Raw genomic sequence first — 20822 nt, forward strand, 5'->3', positions numbered from 1 at the left:
TAGCGAGCAATAGCTGCCGCATATTCTCCCTTGCTGTGCAGTGCAGATCCTTCTTGTAAAACCTGTTGAGAATTGGCTAGCGATTTTGGCGGGGTTTGCTGGCTCCAAGCTGCCGTAGTAGCACCTGCCCATAGAAATAGCAGGGCGCTATAAGTAGAAATGCGCATCAAATTAAACCTGATAGTATAGTAATGCGCCAGCCTGTCCGCAACCACGGCAGTTCACGGAACATTCCTACAATAGTACGTATTTCAGTGATTTCCTGAAAGAACTGGGCACTAACTATGCAAAATTTATATCAAGTACATTAAACAATATGGCGCTTACTTTTTCGGCTTATCAATTGTCATTTTCTTACGGACTTCAGCCGGATAAACCACCAACTCCTGATAGGTAGAAACAGGATCTGTTTCGCGCCGAAAGTCTAGCTCTTCCAGCACACCTATTACCAGTTCCATGGTGGTATAAACCAGGTTGCCATCTACTAAATGCCCCCCAATGGTTTGACCCGCGGAGTCAGCAACGGCCAGATGTAGGTGGCTGCCATTTACAGAGAGCGTACCCACCAGCGACACTACCTCGAAATGCCCCTTATACTCAGTTGATCCAGGCTGATTGGCGAGGCGCAGCCGAACGGTAGTCAGGCTGCCAACCCCCGTAATTATAGTAGCAGCTTTTATCTGATAGGCTTGGGCGAAAGCCTGAAGCTGCTGCCGCAAATCCTGGCCGGGTGCTAAGCGTAGCGCATACGTACGCATGGGCGACGACAGGGCAGACACGGCGGGCGCAACAGGCGAAGACATAGCAGCTTTGGTTTGGGCAAAAGTCTCTGAGACAGTTAGTCCGAGCAGAAGCGTAGTGAGTATAAGGCGCATACAGACAGGTTGGCAGCGCAAAGGTAGCCGCTGACTAACAGTGAATAATTTTTGCCCCCCAGCGTAGGGTACAGCAAAAAATAAAGAGGAGAAGAGCCAGCTCTAGCTGACTTTTCTCCTCTCCTCACTACCCTTCTGCACTCACCACCAGAACGATAGTGATGAGGGCGTTGCAGCGCCCTATTTATTAAAGCTTACGTTGCCGTAGCGCACTTTGATGTTTACGTTGCCAGAATTTTTGGCGCTGGCTCCCCCAAACTTACCCTGCGTATCGCTGGCAGTTGAGCTGCTTTCTTCCGACCGAACACGCACTAACTCTTTATCAACCAGAAGCTTGCCGTGCAGGGTATTCACATCAAAGTCAAACCCGGCACCTTCCGAGAAGTTCAGCAGAAAAGTGCTGTAGCCGCCATCCAGATTGATCTGACGGAAATTTTTGCCGGTGTTGCGGACTTCAAAAGCGGGGCAGTACTGCACCTTCATATCCAGTTGGTCATTTAATTGATCAATGCTGAACTTAGAGAAGCCCGACGAGCCGCGCAGATTCCGAACGGTACCCAGAGCCACGTCGCCGTACTTGCTGTGTACCGTCAGATCGCGCACGGTACCGATGTCGATATCGGAGTAGTTGTTGCGCAAGTCTACCACTTCCCCCGCGTCCAGGCGGAGTTTGGAGTAAGAAGCATCGATGCTGGCTTTGCTGGCGAAAGCAATGGTGCTCTGACCGTTACCTACGCGCAATAGGTTTTGTGGACCATCCAGGCGGCTTGTGCGCAGACTGCCATATTCTACTGCCAGCTCCGTGGTGCCTGTCAGATCGTTGTTGATGCTGATGTCGCCGAAGGTATTGTACACGCGTAAATTCGTGTTTTTGGGCAGCCAAACGGTGTAGTTCACTTCGTAGAGCCGTTGCCGGCTGGCGCAACCGTTAGGCATAGCTCCAAACTTCGACTGAACGGCTATTCCACCCGTATTCGGGTCGTTTTCCAGCATTCTCACCTGAATCATATTCATCAGCTCCTGCGCTTTTTCGTCTGAGTCGGCGCGGGTAATGATATCAACGTCGGTGCGAATTTCGGCCCGGTTCCAGGTATTGATCTGTACGCGGCCGTAGCGGGTTTGCAAGGAGTATGGCTTGTCGGCGCGCGCCGCGAAGGTGCGGCTCAGCTTGCGGCTCTTTTCCACGGCTGGCACCGCACTCATTTCTTGCTGGCCCTGGCTGCCTTGCTGTACCGGCGCCGTGGAAGGCGGGGCGCCACCCTGCTGCGGCATACCCGGCTGAGTGGTACCAGCCCCCTGGTGGTAGTTATCAATGACAACAGTCACTGGCTCCAGAGGAGAAAGCTGCTCGGCTTTTCCAGGCTGAATCAGCGTGAGGCTCGCCGCCAGCGACAACAGACAGTAGTTAAAACCCATCAGGACCGTTTTCATCGCTTGCGATTGTTTTTGGCCACTTCTGGCTCATCAGTGTGGTACTCCAGCATTCTTTCGCGGGTCCGCAGCTGCTGGTTTAAGATATCAACCCTGATTTGCAGGTTGCGATTCATGGCGTCGAGCACCATGTCTGGCTCGGGGTTGCGGTATAGCTCGGTTTTGAGTTGGGCATATGTCGAGTCGAGTACAGCCAGCTCGCGTTGCCAATCGGCGGCGGGGGCGTTGGAGCTTTCTTCTTCCAGCTGGCGTAACTCGCCGGCCCGTTCTTTGATCTGGGAGGCAAAGTAGGCTTCCATCTGCTTCACAGCCGTGTTCAGGCGCTGGGTAGGCGCATTGGCGGCCGCCGTGGCTACAGGGTTGGTTCCGTAATAAAAGGAGTCGTTGGTTTCTTCTTCCGTAGGAGCCGTGGTAAGGTAAGGCGCAGGACTAATGCTTGTCCAGACAGAGGCAGTTGGTGAGGCGGAGTTTTGCCAGAAAAGCCCCCCACCGGCTAGTACCGTAACGGCAATAGCGGCGGCAATGCCAAAGCGGCCATTCCAAGGGGCTTTTTTGGCTGGTACTACTGGCTCGGGGGCCAGTTTTATAATGCGCAGGGGCACTTCCTCTTCCGTTTCGTCGAACGCCACAGATTGCGTCGTCAGCTCCTCTTCGATGCTGTCCCACAGATCGGGGCGTGGCTCGAACGCGTCGAAGTCGGCGCGGTGCTGCTCTACGAAAGCTTCAAGTGATTTCTTATTCTCGTTCATACAGGTGGTTATTCGCACGTTTCTTCCCTTCGACCATGACCCGCGGCTATGTGGGTGGAGCGTTAGTCCGGCCGGTGTATCCAACACTTACTAGGTGCTTTACAATCCGTGCTGGCGCCCTAGTTCCAGCAATTTTTTTCGGGCCCTACTATACTGTGATTTGGAGGTTGATTCGGTTATATTCAGAATGCCTGCTATTTCGGCGTGATCGTAGCCTTCGAGCAGGTACAGTGAGAGTACTACGCGGTAGCCATCAGGTAGTTCCTGGATGCAGCGGCGCAATCGGTCAGCTCGCCAACTTACTTCCGTAAAGTCGGTGTCGTCGTCCTGATCGGAGCCCACCGAATCGTGCTGCTCGGCCAGCGGCACCAGCTGCAAGCGCCGATTGCGCAGGCAGTTAATGCTTTTGTTGATGACGATGCGCTTCAGCCAACTACCGAACGACGAGTCGCCCTTGTAGCTATGCAGCTCACGAAACGCGCTCAGGAACGACTCCTGCAACACGTCTTCGGCCTCGGCAAAGTCGCCGGTAATGCGCAGGGAGGCATTGAACATTGCCTTCGCGTAGCGCTTATAGATTTCAGCCTGGGCACGGCGGTCGCCCAAGCGGCAACGCTCCACCAACGGGGCGTTGATATCAGTATACGCAAAAGCCTCCATGTGCGATATTTGGGTTGTGCAAGGTCAGAAATAACAGCCCGTGAATATCCGAATTTCTTCGCTAAACTGCTCGTTCTGATGGATAAGCAAGAGAAAGACAATAAACGATAAGGCGGGTTGCACGGGGTCTCAGACTAAATAACCCAGGTTGCGGGGCAGGGTCAAGTTAGGAGCCAAGGCGCGTTCCGCAACAGGTTACAACTATTCCCAGATCCGGTTCGCCGCCGTAAGAATGAGAGGCTCGTCATCCGTAATCACAATGGTATGCTCGTGCTGGGCTACGAAGCTGCCGTCTTTGGTAGTCAGCGTCCAGCCGTCGCTGAGCGGATGGGCGAACGTGGCGCGAGTAGAAATAAACGTTTCTACTGCTACCACCGAGTTCATTTTAAAGCGCTTGCGGTTGTAGCGGTCGTAGTAGCAAGGGATTTCCGTCGGTTCTTCGTGCAGGCTGCGTCCAATTCCATGCCCCACCAAGTTCTTGATCACCCGATACCCTAATTTTCGCGCTTCTGCTTCAATCAGCCCCCCAATATCAGCAATGCGGACACCGCCGCGAATGCCGCTGAGGGCGGTACGCAGGATTTGACGGGAGGCATCAACCAGAGGCTGGTGCTGGTGAATATCCGCCCCGAGCACGAAGGAGCCACCATTATCGGCCCAGTAGCCGCCCAACTCCGCCGATACGTCGATATTCACTAGGTCGCCTTCTTGCAGCACCTTACGGGCCGAAGGAATTCCGTGCGCCACTTCGTTATTCACGCTGATGCACGTCCAGCCCGGAAAGCCATAGGTAAGCCGGGGGGCCGATTTGGCCCCCATGGCGGCCAGCATACGTCCGCCGTATTCGTCCAGCTCTTTGGTCGTCATGCCCGGCTCAGCATACTCGCGCATCTGTTTGAGGGTAATGCCAACGGCTTCGCTGATGCGCTGAAGGCCGGCTAAGTCTGCGTGAGAAGTGATAGACATAGGATGCAGCTTTTGGTTTTCTGAGGTGGTACAGCGTTGGGCAGTGAACGCCAAAAGAAGGCGACACTAGTTTGAGTGAACTGGCTGGCGGTTTCAAGCTTATTACTCGGGCTCGCTTCCGCCATTATATACCCGACAAACAATTGGAATCCGGATAATCCAAGTTAGGGCAAATGATCTTTCCCCGGCATGTATAAAGAAGACCCGTGTAGAAACTACGCGGGTCTTCTTTGCAGTGAACTCAGGCAGGGTGCTCGACAGAAAGACGAGTTTGACTAAGCTACTTTATATATCAAACTTAATTCCCTGGGCCAGCGGTAGCTCCCGCGAGTAGTTGATGGTATTCGTCTGGCGGCGCATATAGATTTTCCAGGCGTCGGAGCCGGATTCGCGGCCGCCGCCGGTTTCCTTTTCGCCGCCGAATGCGCCCCCGATCTCGGCGCCGGAAGTACCGATGTTCACGTTGGCAATGCCACAGTCGGAGCCCGCCTGCGACAGGAATGCTTCGGCTTCGCGCATATTCAGGGTAAAGATGGACGACGATAAGCCTTGGCGCACGCCATTTTGCAGGGCAATGGCAGCTTCCACATCACCGCTGTATTTGATCAGATACAGGATGGGCGCGAACGTTTCTTCCTGCACCGTGTGGTAATAATTTTCGGCTTCGACCAAAGCGGGCTGCACATAATTGCCCCCCGGATACTGGTCGCCGGTCAGAATTTGCCCCCCAATCAGCAATTTGCCTCCCTCCTGCTGCACGGCTGCCAGCGCTTCGCTGAATCCGCGCACGGCAGCTTCATCGATCAGCGGACCTACCAACGTGCCTTCCGTCAGCGGATTACCGATGGGCAGCTTGGGGTAGATGGTGAGCAGACGCTGCTTTACGTCTTCAAAAATAGAATCGTGAATGATGAGGCGGCGCGTCGTGGTGCAGCGCTGGCCGGCTGTGCCCACGGCCCCAAACACGACGGCCCGCATGGCAATGTCCAGATCGGCGTGTTCGGTGAGGATAATGGCATTATTGCCCCCCAGCTCCAGCAGCGCGCGGCCCAGGCGTGCGCCCACTACTTCGCCCACTTTCTTGCCCATCCGGGTGGAGCCGGTAGCCGACACCAGCGGCACGCGGCCATCGGCGGCCATCAACTGGCCAATCTCGGCGTCGCCAATGATGAGGTTGAAAATACCCTCCGGCAACTCGTTTTCCTTCAGTACATCCCGGATAATGTGCTGCACGGCCACCGCGACCAGCGGCGTTTTCTCGGAAGGCTTCCAGATGCTCACGTCGCCACAGACGGCGGCCAGCATGGCGTTCCAGCTCCAGACGGCCACCGGGAAATTGAAGGCCGAAATAATGCCGACCACGCCCAGCGGATGATACTGGTCGTACATGCGGTGGGCGGGGCGCTCGGAGTGCATGGTGAAGCCGTGCAGCTGGCGCGAAAGACCCACGGCAAAGTCGCAGATATCAATCATTTCCTGCACTTCGCCCAAGCCTTCCTGTAGTATTTTGCCCATCTCGTAGCTCACCAGCTTGCCGAGCGGCTCCTTGTAGTCGCGCAGCTTGTTGCCGATCTGGCGCACGATTTCGCCGCGCTTGGGCGCAGGCACCAGCCGCCAGGTTTGGAATGCTTCCTGAGCCGTCTGCACTACTTGTTCGTAGTCGGCGGCGGTGGCAAAGCTTACTTCGCCAATCAATTGCCCATCGGCGGGCGAGTGAATGGCGCGGGTCTTGGTATTAGTGGCGCCACCCCATTTCAGGCCGGTGCTAAAGGCTGGATTGCGGGCTTCAACGCCCAATTCACGCAATACTGACTTGATACCGTGCGGATCATGCTCTTGTACATCAGTGCCCGTGGCGGTGGCTTCTTCGAGTGCTTGTTTCATAATGAAAAGGGAAATAGACGCTGGGAAGGGGTGGGTAGTAAGAGAAACAAAACTAACAAAAAAGCCCCCCAGTTTTCTGGGGGGCTTTTTTGGGTTCTATCCAACTCGCTTATTCAGCCTGACCAATGGGGTAGTATGCTTTGCGGCCATCAGGGTAAATCCCTTCAACCAAGGCACCATCACCGTTTTTGGCAATCTCTAAATAGCGCTGCACATCCTGGGGCTTGGCAACCTTATTCTTGTCGATGCGCGTGATGATGAAGCCATCGGCAATACCCGTCTGGCGGAAGTTGCTGTCGCGGATGCCTTTGATCTTAGCGCCGCCTTCAATGCCGAGCTTGCTCAACTCCTGGCTGCTAACAGGCTCCAGCGTCGCGCCTTCGTACTTCACAGCCTTGGCTACCTCGGCCCGCACCACATCCGTGGTGCCGGTGGCGTTGCGAAGCGTAGTAGTAGCGGTACGCTCGTTGCCACCACGCAGGAAAGCTACTTTAATCTTGTCGCCGGGGCGGTAGCGGGCTACCTGCTCCTGCAGCTGCGATGAAGTGTTCACCTTGGCGCCGTTGATTTCGGTAATCACGTCACCTTTTTCCAGGCCGGCAGCCTCAGCAGCGCTGTTTTCGCTCAGCTCCTCCACGTACACGCCGTTCAGGTTCTTCAGCTTTTTCTCGGAAGCCAACCGGGCATCTACTTCCCGAATCTGGACGCCGAGCAAGGCCCGCTGCACTACTTTATACTTCAGCAGATCATCTACTACTTTGCTCACAATGCTGCTGGGCACGGCGAAAGAGTAGCCTTCAAAATTGCCGCTTTGAGAAGCAATGGCCGAGTTAATACCGACCAAATCGCCATTCAAATTGACTAAGGCGCCACCCGAGTTACCACGGTTTACAACCGCGTCAGTCTGCAGGAACGACTCCAGGCCCATGCGGTCTTCACGCTGCAGAATACCAATGTTGCGGCCTTTAGCGGAAATAATACCAGCCGTAACGGTCGAGTTCAGGTTGAAAGGGTTACCGATAGCCAGCACCCACTCTCCTACTTTCACATTGTCGGAGTTGCCGTAGCGCACGAAGGGCAGATTGTCGGCCTGCACTTTCAGGAGAGCAAGGTCGGTGGTCGGGTCGGTGCCCACCAGCTCAGCCTTGTACTTGCGCTTATCGTCTAGTACCACTTCAATCTTATCGGCCTTATCAATCACGTGGTTATTGGTGACGATATAGCCATTGGCCGCGATAATAACACCCGAGCCCGAGCCCATCTGAGGACCCGCTTGCGGCGACTGGTGGTATTGATCGAAATCCTCACCAAAGAACTGACGCAATAGCGGGTCCATGCGCTGAGAACCGGCGTTGCTGCGCATTTTGGGAGCGTACTCCGTCATGACGTGCACCACGGCCGGCGTCACCGATGAGGCGGCCGCCACAAAGTTCAGACCTTCCGGCACTACATAGTCACTGTTGCGCAACTCACTGGTATAGCGCACATTCGGATCGGCGGCTACTACCTGCGGTGCGTTGGAGTTGGTAGGCTCTAATAGCTTATACCCGCCCACGGCCACGCCCCCGCCCAGAATGGCAGAACCGAGCAGGCCGAGCATCATTTGTTTTGCTTGCATGGGTAAGAAACGAGGATTGGATATGAGAAGAAGTTGAATTTAAAGCAAAAAAGGCAAGGTTCAAATACGATCCTCGCTTCGACTATAAGATGCAACCTAACGTAGCGAGGTTGCTTATATGTACAACAGGAGAGATTTAAAAAAAGGCTCCAAATACGGAGCCTTTTTTTAAATCATATTCTTAACGCACCTCAATGTGGTGCTTGGTCACTTTCTTACCGTCAAAAGGCAAACGAACACGCAGGATACCATCCGCCATTTCGGCTTCGATGGCCGTTACATCCACTGTGTCGGGGAGGCGGAAGGTGCGGGTGAAGCTACCGAAATTGGTTTCGACGCGGCGGAACCGGGGGGCATTTTGCGGTTCACCCTCTTTAGCTTCAACGGCTTCAGGCGCTTTGCGCTCACCGCTGACAACGAGTTTGCCCTCCTGAAAATCAATTTGTACAGCTTCTTTCGCTACGCCGGGCAGGGCTAAGTGCAACTCAAACCCAGCCTCCGACTCAAGGATGTCGGCCTGAGGGATGAAGGATTTAACGGGCTCAGTAGCGGTTGGCAGCGTGTCGCGCAAAAGTTCACTTAATACAGTGTTGAAAGCGCGGGCAGGACGAGTAGCAGGACGGTTGTTATACAGAATGGTAGCCATGATAACAGATGTTTTTAGAAGTCAGAATGAAGGCCGTTTTGAAGCGGCGACACTCCCATTCTATAAATTCTGTACCAATCAATTTTAGCGAATTACTTCTGCCAAAAAGTCTTATTCTATTATGCTAGCGGATTAGAACACTCTATAACCCGGAACATAATCTGCCTTTCTGTAACTCATATACACTATTGTGCTCAAGCAGCATGATGACTTAATGTCACCTAAAATATAATTTCTTGTGGTTTAGCTTGGGCCTGCATTGAAAAAAAGCCCCCCAAACCACTTTTACCAAAGCCAGAAATACACAGTTAGTACTAATGCTGTGTTGGTAGCTGACGACGGTCAAATACCTGCTTGCCCTTGAAAATAGTGTAGCGCAGATCCAGCCCCAGCACAGGAGTCACAAAGTTGCGGCGGCCGCCCGGAATCACGACGTTGCCGTCGATGTCGGTTTGTTGGAGCACATTGCTATAGGCGCTTTGGTAAGCAAACCAAGGCGTAAAGTCGAAGTGGTCAGATAGGCGCAACCCGACTTCGGCCCGCAGCGCCGTGAAGTCAATCGTGCGCTCTTTGGGCTCGTTTTCGTCGCGCTGGAAGCGCAGGTAGGCAAATGCCTCATACGAAAGGCGCGGCCGCAACACCACCCGGCCCACCGGAAGCAGCCGATCAAGATCGAAGCGAAGCCTTGTGCGGGCCCGGCTTTCATTGCCCTCACCTCCCGCAATCAGGTATTCGACGCCCAACCGCTGACGAAAATTGAAGCTGCCTAGGGTGTTCCAATGCCGCAAAAACAGCTCCGGGGCTATATCAACTTCAAGGGGTGAAACTTCACCCCCGTTACGGTTAACACTGTAGGCGCTTAGTCCTAACGTTGCACCCCCGCTCCAGCGGGTGTCCCAAAAACGCTCATAACCCGCATTAAGCCCCGCCCGATCTAGGTCAAGGCCATCGAAGCCACCCGTGGAGAATGGCGTGTTGGTTCCTGTAAACACGTAATCGTCGCCGGACAAGGCGTATTCAGCTTGCAGTGAAGGCGCCAAGCCCAGGCCATTTACCACCCGCCGGCTTTGACCATGTACAACGGATCCGCTCAGCAGCCCAGCCAATAGAACAACCAAAAATGCCCCCCAGGCGCTGGGGGGCATTTTTTCGAAGGAACCTTTACGCATTGATAGTAACCGAAGTGTCGGCAGCAACAGAGTGAGCAGTGATACCCAGCTCGTGCAAGGTAAGCCAGGCCATAAGGCCAGGACCCGTTTCGAGGGCCTTAGGGTCGATGTCGAAGGTGGGCGTATGTACGGAGGATCTGTGACGACCGTCGGGAGCGCTGGTGCCGAGGCGGTAGAAACAGGCATCAGCTTGCTGGGAGAAGTAGGCAAAATCCTCCGCTGCCATCCATTGGTCCAGCTCAACTACGTTTTCGGCGCCCAGATACTCCTCAGCCGCGGCGCGGGTGCGGGCGGTCAGCTGGGGTTCATTTTCGAGGTAAGGATAGCCCCGGCGAATCTCCAGTTCACAGGTGGCCCCCATCGATTCGGCAATCCCTTCCACCAGCTTACGCAGATGAACGTGAGCGTCATTGCGCCATTCTTCATTCAGAGTACGGAAAGTACCTTCCACGTACACTTCATTGGGAATCACGTTGGTAGCTCCATTGGCAATGACTTTACCGAATGACAGCACCGAGGGCAGTTTAGGATTGGCGCGGCGGCTCACAATCTGTTGGGCCGCGACAATAATATGGGCAGTAACTAGTACCGGATCAATATTTTGCTCAGGCATAGCGCCATGACCACCTTTGCCGCGCACGGTCATGTACAGCTCGTCGGTGCTGGCCATGTAGCGTCCGGGCCGCAGCCCAACCATACCCGCCGGCAGCATGGGAAACACGTGCTGCCCAAATACGCTGGCCGGAGTTGGGTTTTCCAGCACGCCTTCCTTTATCATGAGCGATGCACCACCAGGCAGTATTTCCTCGCCAGGCTGAAAAATCAGCTTCACCGTTCCCTCAAATTCAGTGCGCAACTGGGTTAGAATACGGGCAGTTCCCAGCAAAGAAGAGGTGTGCACATCGTGGCCGCAGGCATGCATCACGCCCGGATTGGTGGAGCGGTATGGCACGTCGTTGGTTTCCTGAATAGGCAGCGCATCCATGTCGGCGCGCAGGGCTACGGTGCGGCTACCAGGGTTTTTGCCTTCGATAAGCGCTACCACACCCGTATTTGCCAAGGGCTGCGGAGCCAGGCCAAGCTTTTTCAGCGCTGCCGTCACAAAAGCGGCCGTGTTTACTTCCTGAAAAGAAAGCTCCGGATGCGCGTGCAGATGCTCGCGCAAAGCAACAGTTTCGGCAGCAGTGGCGGCAGCTAGCTCTCGGATACGGGAAATAAGGCTCTGGCTCATAGGAAAGATGTAGTGTTTCTGGGAGCAGGTAATTCGACTTTTGTCGATGGATGCGTGCTAGCGCTTAGCGGACAAACTGAGGGGTAGCCTCGGCAGACTAAAAACGGGTTTTGTTCAGCACCACTTGTGCCGGCTGCAGTTGGGCTTTCGGAGCCAGCGGCTTGATACGCAGCATGGCTTGCTCGGCTTCCAGACGCGTTAGATAATCACCAATAAGCAGACGATACGTTGGCTGCTTGAATGTTATGTAGTCCGTTTCCTCAGGGTAGCGACTGATTACGGCGCGGCGGATTGCCATGGCCTGGTCGCGCTCCAAGCCTACGTAAGCCAGAATGCGGTAGCCCTGAGCATATTTTACGTTCATGTTCGTGACGGCCTGATCGCGGAGTCGCTGGTCAATCTGGCTGTTCACGTGATTTGTCGGCGTCACGGCGGGCTTCGGACCAACTGGCTGAGTAGTGGATGCCGGCGACGTAAACACGGGCCGGTAGCGGCTCAGGTCTTCGGCCGGAGCCGACTCGCGCCTTCGGGTAGTATCAGGGGTAGAGGTCTTACCTACTCCTGAGGCCGCACATGACGCCAGTGAAAGTAAGGCGGAAAATAAAAACACGTTACGCAGCAGGAATTTCATCTTCTTTTAACAGAACCAGACTATTGGAGGAGCCTATCCGGTGGGCACCAGCAGCCAGCAAAGCTAGCGCCGCCACCCGAGTCCGAATGCCCCCGGCAGCTTTTATGCGGACTCTGGGGGGCAAATGGTCACGCATCAATGTAATATCGGCCACGGAAGCCCCGCGGGCAGCAAAACCAGTCGAGGTTTTCACAAAATCGGCCCCCACGGCCGCGCAGATCCGGCAGGCGGTTATTATTTCTTCTTCCGTAAGCAGAGCCGTTTCGATAATCACTTTCAAAATTGCGTTTTTGAAGTGACACAGCTCTACCAACTGGCCAATTTCGTCCTCTACTTCCTCTACCCGCCCCGACTTGAAGGCACCGATATTGATAACCATATCAATCTCCGTAGCTCCATCATTTAGCGCCTGATGGGCCTCAAAAAACTTGACTTTAGTGATTTGATACCCCAGCGGAAAGCCGACCACAGTACACACCGGAATTGCCCCCCGCAGCTGCTCGGCGGCAAAACGCACGTAGCATGGCGGCACACAGACCGTTGCGAATTTGAACTGCACTGCCTCGGCGCACAACTGGGCTATTTCATCGGGCGTGGCATCGGGGCGCAATAAAGTATGATCAATGGAGGCGGCAAGCTGGGTAATAGGAAGGCTCATAAACCGAATCAACAGGAAGGCAAAGGTAAGGTAGCGCTAAATCGGATTCGCACAGTCACTATTGTTTGCTCTAGCAAGCTAATGATCAGGGCTTCCGATGCCTGGCCTACACAGAAACATTGCCAAAGAACAAGTGGCAGGCAGCTTCCTGAAAAGCCACCTGCCACTTACTTCAATTGCAAACCGCGGGGCTGCTGTTAGTCAACCAATACGCAGCGGTTGTTCAGCAAATCGTCCTCTACGGTTTTGTACTTCACGTCGCGTACGATGCGGCCGTCCATGTACTGCACGCTTACTTTTTCGTTGCGGTTAGCCACTTTGTGCGCACGCACGGGTTGTTGCTTTTCCAGCACCGGCGCTGACTCGGGGCCTAAGTCTTCCGGTCCGGCACCCAGCGAAACGGACGAAACCTCTTTCTGCGCTTTCAGCTTGGGAGCTTTCGGTGCGGGGGGCAAATCGGCCTCCACAAAGAACTCGGGCTCCTGGGTGTGGCCGTTTTCCTGCTGCATTGGGATGTCGGCGCGGAAAAGGAAGGAAACCGTTTCCTCGTTCACTTTGCCAATCATCTGCTTGAACAGCTCAAACGACTCAAACTTGTACACCAACAGCGGGTCTTTCTGCTCGTACACCGCGTTTTGCACCACTTGCTTCAGGTCATCCATCTGACGCAAATGCTGCGTCCAGGCCGTATCGATGGTAGAGAGAACCACGATTTTCTCCATGCCCCGAATCGTTTCGTGGCCGCCGGTAGCTTGATTGCGACGCAGGTTGGTAACTACCGTAATCTGCTTGCGGCCATCGGTAAACGGAATGGCGATATTCTCGAAGGGTGCGTTCTGACTGATCAGATCATTGACCAGCGGCAAAGTATTGGCCGCGATGTGGTCATTCTTGCTCTGGTAATAGCCTAGCGCCTCATCGTACAGCTTCTGCGCCAAAGCGGGCGCCTGCTGGCTGGTCAGGTCTTGAGCGGTCAGGTGGGTATCATAGCCAAACACCCGAATAACAGCCAGCTTGAAGTCTTCGAAGTCGTTGCTGATCTTGTGCACGTTCACGATGTCGTCGCAGACGTCGTAAATCATGTTCCAGATATCCAGTTCCAGACGCTCCCCAAACAGGGCGTTGCGGCGGCGCTTGTACACTACTTCGCGCTGGGCGTTCATCACGTCGTCGTACTCCAGCAGGCGCTTCCGCGTGCCGAAGTTGTTCTCTTCCACTTTCTTCTGAGCGCGCTCAATGCTGCTCGTAATCATGGAATGCTGAATCACTTCGCCTTCCTCCAGACCCATGCGGTCCATGAGCTTGGCAATGCGGTCCGAGCCGAACAAGCGCATCAGGTTGTCTTCCAACGACACGAAGAATTGCGAAGAACCTGGATCGCCCTGACGACCGGCCCGACCACGCAGCTGCCTGTCTACGCGGCGGCTTTCGTGGCGTTCCGTACCAATGATGGCCAGACCACCCGATTCACGCGAAGTTTCTTTTAGCTTAATGTCGGTACCACGACCTGCCATGTTGGTGGCAATAGTCACTGTGCCGGGGAAACCGGCTCCAGCTACAATCTCAGCCTCGCGCTGGTTTTGCTTGGCGTTCAACACCTGGTGCTGAATGCCGCGCAGCTTCAGCATGCGGCTTACCAGCTCCGAAATTTCCACCGACGTAGTACCTACCAGCACGGGGCGGCCAGCTTGTACCAAGGTCTGGATTTCTTCGGCTACGGCGTTGTACTTCTCGCGCACGGTTTTGTACACCTTGTCGTGCTCGTCTTTGCGCGAAATCTGACGGTTGGTCGGAATAACAACCACGTCGAGCTTGTAGATCTGCCAGAATTCACCCGCTTCCGTTTCGGCCGTGCCGGTCATGCCAGCCAGCTTGTGGTACATGCGGAAGTAGTTCTGAAGCGTAACCGTAGCGTAGGTCTGCGTAGCGTCTTCTACGCGCACATTTTCCTTAGCTTCAATAGCTTGGTGCAAGCCGTCGGAGTAGCGGCGGCCTTCCATCACGCGGCCGGTCTGCTCATCCACGATTTTCACCTTGCCGTCGTCGGTCAGGATATACTGGTCGTCGCGCTCAAACAGCGTGTAGGCCTTTAGCAGCTGGTTTACGGTGTGCACCCGCTCCGACTTCTCCTGGTAGTCCTGCATCAGCTTTTCCTTCTGGTGCAGCTTGTCCTCGTCGCCAATGGTCTTGCTGTTCTCGATGGCCGCGATTTCCATCCCGATATCGGGCATGATGAATAACTGCGGATCTTCGCCTTGGGCCGTAATCAGGTCAATGCCTTTTTCGGTTAGCTCAATCTGGTTATTTTTCTCGTCGATGGTGAAGTACAGCGGCTCATCGGCTTTGGGCATCTGCCGCGAATTATCAGCCAGATAGAAGTTCTCCGTCTTCTGCAGCACGGCGCGCATGCCCGTCTCCGACAAGAACTTGATCAGCGGCTTGCTCTTGGGCAGACCGCGGTAAGCGCGGAACAGCATCAGGCCACCCTCACCGTCCTTACCACCAGCTTCCGCCCCGTCTTTGCCTTCCTTGATGAGCTTACGAGCCTGCACCAAATAGTCCTGCACTATCTTTTTCTGAGCATCCACCAGCATCTGAATGCGGGGCTTCAACTGGTAGAATTCGTGCACGTCGCCGCGGGGTACGGGGCCGGAGATAATCAGCGGCGTCCGGGCATCGTCAATCAGTACGGAGTCAACTTCGTCGACCATGGCGTAGTGATGCTTGCGCTGCACTAGCTCCTCGGTTTCGCGCGCCATGTTGTCGCGCAGGTAGTCGAAGCCAAACTCGTTGTTGGTGCCGTAAGTAATGTCGGCGGCGTAAGCGCGGCGGCGCGCATCGGTGTTGGGCTGGTGCTTGTCGATGCAGTCGACGGTGATGCCGTGGAACTCGAAGAGCGGCGCATTCCACTCCGAGTCACGCTTGGCCAGGTAGTCGTTCACCGTTACCAGGTGAACACCGCGCTTAGCCAGGGCATTGAGGAAAGCTGGTAGAGTCGAAACAAGTGTTTTACCCTCACCAGTGGCCATCTCGGAAATCTTGCCTTGGTGCAGCACCACGCCGCCAATCAGCTGTACATCGTAATGCACCATGTCCCAGGTGATTTCGGCGCCACCGGCAATCCACTTGTTGGCCCACACGGCCTGGTCGCCCTGAATGGTGACGTTGCCTTTGCGCGAGGCGTACTCACGGTCGTAGTCGGTGGCAGTAACCGCTAACTGGCCGTTTTCTTTGTAGCGGCGCGCCGTTTCTTTCACGATGGCAAAAGAGGCGGGCAGCACTTGCAGCAGTACCACTTCCAGCTCCTTGTTACGCTGCTTTTCGAGCGCGTCGATCTGCTCGAAGAGCTGCTCTTTCTGCGTAATATCGAGGTTAGGCTGGTCAGTGATGCGCTGATGCAGGCTGGCTATCTGGTCGTCGGTAGCCTTTAGATGAGCATCGATACGGGCGCGGACTTCCTGGGTCTGCTCGCGCAGCTGGTCGTCGGAGAGCGATGCCAGTTTGGCAGATTCGGCGTTGATAAGCGCCACGTATGGGATAATCTCCTTCAAGTCCCGCTCCGATTTGGAGCCGAAAATCTTGGCGACGGTTTTCCCTAGGAAATCAAACATGCTGATATTATTTAGCTTAAAACGCCAAGGCGCACTCCAAATTTACGGCGTTTTTGGGAAAGTACCGGCCAAAATGCCCCCCAGCCTCCAAAACGGCGAAACCCCGTCACCTCAAAGAGTGTGCGGGGTTTTCGGGATAGAAAAGTTGTCAGGTTCTGGGGGGCTTTTTCAACATCTCAGCCTGGTAGTATCACATTAATAGCGAACAACCACTTCAGCTGTATCAAAGGGCTGGACAGAGAAAGTCTGCCGGTAAGGAGTAAGCTGTCCACCAAAGTTTACTTCCCAATGTACCCACATATTATCATTTGGCATACTGGAGTCAATCGTGTGATAGCTCACCTTACCATAATCAGTTTTACGCAGATCAAGAGTCGAAATATACCCTTGATCGAACCAAGGGCCAGACACTGTAATAGCATCAGGTAGGCGATCAGGCTGCTGTGCTACTCGAATCTTAACCCAAGCTGGAGCCGCTACTGGAATCTGCAACCCTTTATTATTATGCCCATTTTCTATATACGGTTCTCTACCCCAGTGCGAACGATGCCCCTTATCGGAGTATGCTTTCAAAATGTATGTAGTTTCCTTGTCCGCATCAAAGCTGAAACTGAAGCGGCCATTAGCATCTGCTTGATGTGGTTCTGCGAAAGAGCTATAACCCGAATGCAGGCCACTACCTGCTTGGGCATACACTTCTATCCAGGCATATGGCACTGGTTTCTCTGTTCGCATTTCTACCACCAGACCCTCTGCCAGCGTAGGGCCTTCATATTTCTGGCAGGCACCGAACAGGCTACTCAGAGTTGCCGCAATACACAAATTGCGTAAAGACTTTATCATCATATATGGGTTTAAAACATTGGCAAGCTAACCAGCTAGCAGATCAGCTACTGAACCAGAATTTGGCGTAATCTGACTTTGCCAATAACCCAATAAGACAGTTAAGTATTTATGAATTAGTTGTTTAATTGAAATATTTTAGACTTCTCAATTGCTAAAAATATCAGGACGCTACGGCAATAGGCTCCTCAGATAAGTTACTGATATTATGCATCATTTCGGATACGCACCGCCCCAGCCGCTCTTCCACTGAGGACATCATATTGCCCTGCTCGCTGCTCAGAACGCTATACATCGGTCGCGCCGCAGCCAGGCCAAACGCCTGCATAGAGCGGGGCACCACAAAGGAGGTATCCAGATTAGCCATGTCGGCGGCCAGACGCGCCAGATCGGCCCAGGTATAGGAACCCTGATTAGCTAAGTGCCACACGCCTTTCTCCTCGTCAATGAGCAGGTTTAGCGACTCATTTACCAGATCCGGAACATAAGTAGGTGAAATCAAGACATCATCGGCAGCCTCGAAAGCTTGCTTGTGATGCCCCGCCCGCAAGGCAAAGTATACGAAGTTGTACTCATCCCAGGGGCTAAAAAAGGCACTGGTACGCACCACCAATGCATTTGGCATGCAAGCCAGCACATCACGCTCGGCGAGGCGCTTGCTGTTGCCATACACATTTAGTGGGCTTGGAGTATCCGTTTCTACATAGGCAGCCGACTTATTACCGTCGAATACGAGGTCAGAGGAAAACGTTAGGAAGGGGATTTCGCGGTAGGCACAGGCGGCGGCTACAATGGCTGGTCCAGTCGTGTTTTCGCGGTAGCACCGCTCAAAGTCGGCTTCAGCTTCATCAACGCGCACGTAGCCTGCCGTATTTACGACCGCCCACGGGTTGTGCTGAGCTATTGCTTTTTCCACCGAAATCGGATCGGTGATATCCATCTCTTCACGACCCAAGGACACCGTTTCGATGCCCCGAATGGCGCAAACGCGCTGAAAAGCTCGGCCCAGCGTTCCGTGGGCGCCCGTAATAAGTAAGGGTTGAACCGCCGGCTTCTGCAAGTCTGCGGTCAGATCGTTCATATCAAGTACTTTCATAGGTCAAGATGCTTTAGCGACAGGGCAATGATGGTGATAGATAAAGCGCTCCTCGCGCTCCCACCAGCCTTTAGATTGTAGTAGCGGATGATCATAGTGGCCTTCCGTAGCAAGGCCCTTCACCATTTTGAACAGCGCCGTGGGGCGAGGTGTGCCCCCCCGCAAATCAAAAACGCCGCTTTCGTAAAATGCGCCCTCCTGGGTGAGCAGCGAGTTCCAATCGTAGGCGCCCAATAAGGACCATACGGTGATGGCGCGCATGTCGATGCCTTCTTCCTTCAGCTGATTGGCCGCGTCCCAGGCATATTGCAGCCAGCGCATCTGCTCTTCGCGGGTACAGTCGAGGTGAACCTCCGTGATGGCAATGGGTAAATGATACCGCTCCCAGGCCTCCAGCAAAAGGTCGTGAGGGCCGGCCAACTCTACCAAGCGCACCCGTACGGCTTCTACATCTACATAATCGGTGCGGCCGTGGCGGCGGCGCAAGTGGTGCTCGTCAAAGTGATGATGGTTCTCGTCCAGGAACCGCTCACTGGTGATGTAGTAGTTGATGCCCAAGATATCGGGCGGAAACGGGTCGTTGGCAAGTTCCAGCAGTTCGGCCTCCGACGCGCCATTCTCACGCAGGTAGCCCCAGAAGGGATGGTGCCGATCAATGTAGCCGCAGAGCAGGTCGAACGTGAGCCAGCGCCGGTTGTTCTCGAATTCGGCTTGCCAGGCCAGGCCCGGGGTGCAATGCGTTTTGCCCAGATCCTCGGTCTGTACGAGTTGAGCCTCCGGATTTACCTCCCGAATAGCTTTCATCGCATCTCTCACGCCCCTAATATGATTCAGCTGAATCCGGACGAAGGTGTGATCATCGAAAGCATGCGGATACCAGATGCCGTAGAGGCCACTGAAGCGGGCCGTGGTCAGGGGCTCGTTTACGGGCGTATAGTGCTTTATCCACGGATAGCGCTCGGCCACCATACGAGCAAAGCGCGCCAAGCCAGGCGCAAAGCTATCCTCGTGCAGGGCCGTGTAGCGCGGGCCGCTGCCGTGGTGTAGTAAGGTAACGATAGGGTCGATGCCCAGCTCACGCAGACGAGCCATGCGCTCGTCGGTCCAGGTCCAGTCCGGATTATCCAGACTTTCCGGGGCTACCTGCTCCCAGAGTATGGGATAGCGCAGCTTACTAATTCCTAACTCAGCGAATTGGTCCAAGTCTTCCATTCGGGTGCGGTGACCACTACTCACAAGCTGGTCGGAATATCCGTCGCCAATTCGTCGTATGGTGCACTCAACGCCCCCCCACATGTCTACTTTTTCCATCCTTCTATCGGTTTATGGCTGCCTACACCTGCAACACAATTGTTGAGTTGGCACCATCCGAAAACAGCTCTGTCACCCTGCACGGAGCGAGGAGGTTAAAAGTCAGGAGCCGGGGGGCTTTTTTGACTTATAAACCACTCGTTGCCCACGCAGGGTGACAGACGTCTGACAGCCGTTTGTACTAAAAACGCTACTCCTTCGCCGGAGCGCGGGAAACCAGTTTTTCTACTAACGAAGTTGAGCCAGAAATGGCTGGTTTTTTCACTTTTTGAGCTTCTTCCGTTTTCTCGGTCAGCTTTTTATACAAGGTGAGCGCCTGCGCTACCACCTGGTCCATGTTGTAGTACTTATAAGTAGCCAAGCGACCTACAAAGTGAACATTGGGGGTTTCGTCGGCCAGCTTCTTGTACTTATTGTATAATTCGGCGTTTTCGAGGCGCGGAATTGGGTAGTAAGGGTCTCCCTCAGCTTTCGGGTACTCATACACTACGCTGGTCTTGGGGTGCTGCTGGCCGGTGAGAGCCTTGAACTCGGTAATGCGCGTGTACAGGTGCTCGTTAGGATAATTAACTACCGGCGCAGCCAAGAACTTCTCTATGTTCAGCGTCTCGTGCTTGAACTCCAAGGAGCGATAAGGCAGCTTACCAAACTTGAAGTCGAAATACTCATCAACCGGACCCGTAAAGATGATTTCTTTGAAGGGCACAAAGTCGATAATTTCGTGATAATCCGTGTTGAGCATCACCTTGATGTTCGGGTGATCAAGCATCTTATCAAACATCCGGGTGTAGCCGTGCAGAGGCATCGCCTGGTAGGTATCGGTGAAGTAGCGGTCGTCGCGGTTGGTGCGGGTAGGCACGCGCGAGGTCACCGACTTATCCAGCTCCGAAGGGTCCATGCCCCACTGCTTGCGCGTGTAGTTCTTGAAGAACTTCTCATACAGCTCGCGGCCAACCTTGCTTACTACCACGTCTTCCGACGTTTTGATAACCGGAATGGTTTCGGCTAACGACTCCAGAAACTGCTCTACTTCAAAGCTATTCAGGCTAAGGCCATACAGCTTATTAATGGTGTCCAGGTTAATAGGCATGGGCACCATCTGCCCATCGACGGAGGCTAATACGCGGTGCTCATACGGACGCCAATCGGTGAAATTGGAGAGGTATTCGAATACGTCTTTGGAGTTGGTGTGGAAGATGTGGGGGCCATATTTGTGCACCAGCACCCCGTCCTCATTGTAATGATCGTAGGCGTTACCAGCAATGTGGTTGCGCTTATCAATAATCAAAACTTTTTTGTTAGAGCGGGTAGCGAGCCGTTCGGCTAGTACGCTGCCAGCGAAGCCGGCCCCAACGATCAGATAATCGAACATAGCTAAGTTTGTGTTTTGGTGAGGAATAAGGGGCGGTGAGGCTATTTAAAGTTTAATCAGTTACGAGGACC

At 54.2% G+C, this 20822-nt stretch carries 17 protein-coding genes; all 17 read right to left on the reverse strand.

Features of this window, described 5'->3' with window-relative positions; all coding sequences use genetic code 11:
• Nucleotides 1-323 precede the first annotated feature (323 nt).
• The gene (locus IEW06_RS02115) at nt 324-875 is read right to left on the reverse strand and encodes a PPC domain-containing DNA-binding protein (RefSeq protein ID WP_223284869.1); all 552 of its coding nucleotides are present in this window, start codon (nt 873-875) and stop codon (nt 324-326) included.
• Between the two features lie 180 nt (nt 876-1055).
• Nucleotides 1056-2306 carry a hypothetical protein gene (locus tag IEW06_RS02120; RefSeq protein WP_187734097.1) on the reverse strand — a complete coding sequence of 417 codons (1251 nt, stop codon included), beginning with the start codon at nt 2304-2306 and terminating at the stop codon, nt 1056-1058.
• Nucleotides 2303-3055, reverse strand: a complete 753-nt coding sequence (locus tag IEW06_RS02125) for a hypothetical protein (protein ID WP_188547340.1) — start codon at nt 3053-3055, stop codon at nt 2303-2305. Before IEW06_RS02125 ends, IEW06_RS02120 begins: the two co-directional genes overlap by 4 nt.
• Before the next feature lie 99 nt (nt 3056-3154).
• Nucleotides 3155-3715 (reverse strand): RNA polymerase sigma factor, encoded by a 561-nt coding sequence (locus IEW06_RS02130; protein WP_187734095.1) that lies wholly within the window; start codon nt 3713-3715, stop codon nt 3155-3157.
• Nucleotides 3716-3916: 201 nt separating this feature from the next.
• Nucleotides 3917-4681, reverse strand: coding sequence for a type I methionyl aminopeptidase (gene map / locus IEW06_RS02135; RefSeq protein ID WP_187734094.1), 765 nt, complete (start codon nt 4679-4681; stop codon nt 3917-3919).
• Between the two features lie 285 nt (nt 4682-4966).
• Nucleotides 4967-6565, reverse strand: coding sequence for an L-piperidine-6-carboxylate dehydrogenase (amaB, locus tag IEW06_RS02140; protein ID WP_187734093.1), 1599 nt, complete (start codon nt 6563-6565; stop codon nt 4967-4969).
• Nucleotides 6566-6674: 109 nt separating this feature from the next.
• A complete protein-coding gene (locus tag IEW06_RS02145) occupies nt 6675-8183 on the reverse strand; it encodes a Do family serine endopeptidase (RefSeq protein ID WP_223284868.1) in 1509 nt (502 codons plus the stop codon).
• 181 nt (nt 8184-8364) lie between these two features.
• The gene (locus IEW06_RS02150; protein ID WP_187734092.1) at nt 8365-8829 is read right to left on the reverse strand and encodes an Hsp20/alpha crystallin family protein; all 465 of its coding nucleotides are present in this window, start codon (nt 8827-8829) and stop codon (nt 8365-8367) included.
• A 314-nt stretch (nt 8830-9143) separates the two neighbouring features.
• Nucleotides 9144-9998 carry a hypothetical protein gene (locus IEW06_RS02155; protein WP_187734091.1) on the reverse strand — a complete coding sequence of 285 codons (855 nt, stop codon included), beginning with the start codon at nt 9996-9998 and terminating at the stop codon, nt 9144-9146.
• Nucleotides 9991-11229, reverse strand: a complete 1239-nt coding sequence (locus IEW06_RS02160; protein WP_187734090.1) for a M20 metallopeptidase family protein — start codon at nt 11227-11229, stop codon at nt 9991-9993. Before IEW06_RS02160 ends, IEW06_RS02155 begins: the two co-directional genes overlap by 8 nt.
• A gap of 97 nt (nt 11230-11326) precedes the next feature.
• Complete coding sequence (locus tag IEW06_RS02165) at nt 11327-11860, reverse strand: sporulation protein (RefSeq protein ID WP_187734089.1); 534 nt, start codon at nt 11858-11860, stop codon at nt 11327-11329.
• Nucleotides 11841-12518 carry a deoxyribose-phosphate aldolase gene (gene deoC / locus IEW06_RS02170; protein WP_188547342.1) on the reverse strand — a complete coding sequence of 226 codons (678 nt, stop codon included), beginning with the start codon at nt 12516-12518 and terminating at the stop codon, nt 11841-11843. Before deoC ends, IEW06_RS02165 begins: the two co-directional genes overlap by 20 nt.
• 197 nt (nt 12519-12715) lie before the next feature.
• Nucleotides 12716-16129, reverse strand: coding sequence for a preprotein translocase subunit SecA (gene secA / locus IEW06_RS02175; RefSeq protein ID WP_187734088.1), 3414 nt, complete (start codon nt 16127-16129; stop codon nt 12716-12718).
• Between the two features lie 195 nt (nt 16130-16324).
• Nucleotides 16325-16975, reverse strand: coding sequence for a hypothetical protein (locus IEW06_RS02180; RefSeq protein ID WP_187734087.1), 651 nt, complete (start codon nt 16973-16975; stop codon nt 16325-16327).
• A gap of 160 nt (nt 16976-17135) precedes the next feature.
• Complete coding sequence (locus IEW06_RS20655) at nt 17136-18068, reverse strand: SDR family oxidoreductase (protein ID WP_223284866.1); 933 nt, start codon at nt 18066-18068, stop codon at nt 17136-17138.
• 3 nt (nt 18069-18071) lie between these two features.
• Entirely contained in the window at nt 18072-19379 is a 1308-nt protein-coding gene (locus IEW06_RS20660) for a family 1 glycosylhydrolase (protein ID WP_229743027.1), read from the reverse strand.
• Nucleotides 19380-19569: 190 nt separating this feature from the next.
• Complete coding sequence (gene glf, locus IEW06_RS02190) at nt 19570-20751, reverse strand: UDP-galactopyranose mutase (RefSeq protein WP_187734086.1); 1182 nt, start codon at nt 20749-20751, stop codon at nt 19570-19572.
• Nucleotides 20752-20822: the final 71 nt, after the last annotated feature.

The sequence above is a fragment of the Hymenobacter qilianensis genome (assembly GCF_014638675.1).
GTDB lineage: Bacteria > Bacteroidota > Bacteroidia > Cytophagales > Hymenobacteraceae > Hymenobacter > Hymenobacter qilianensis.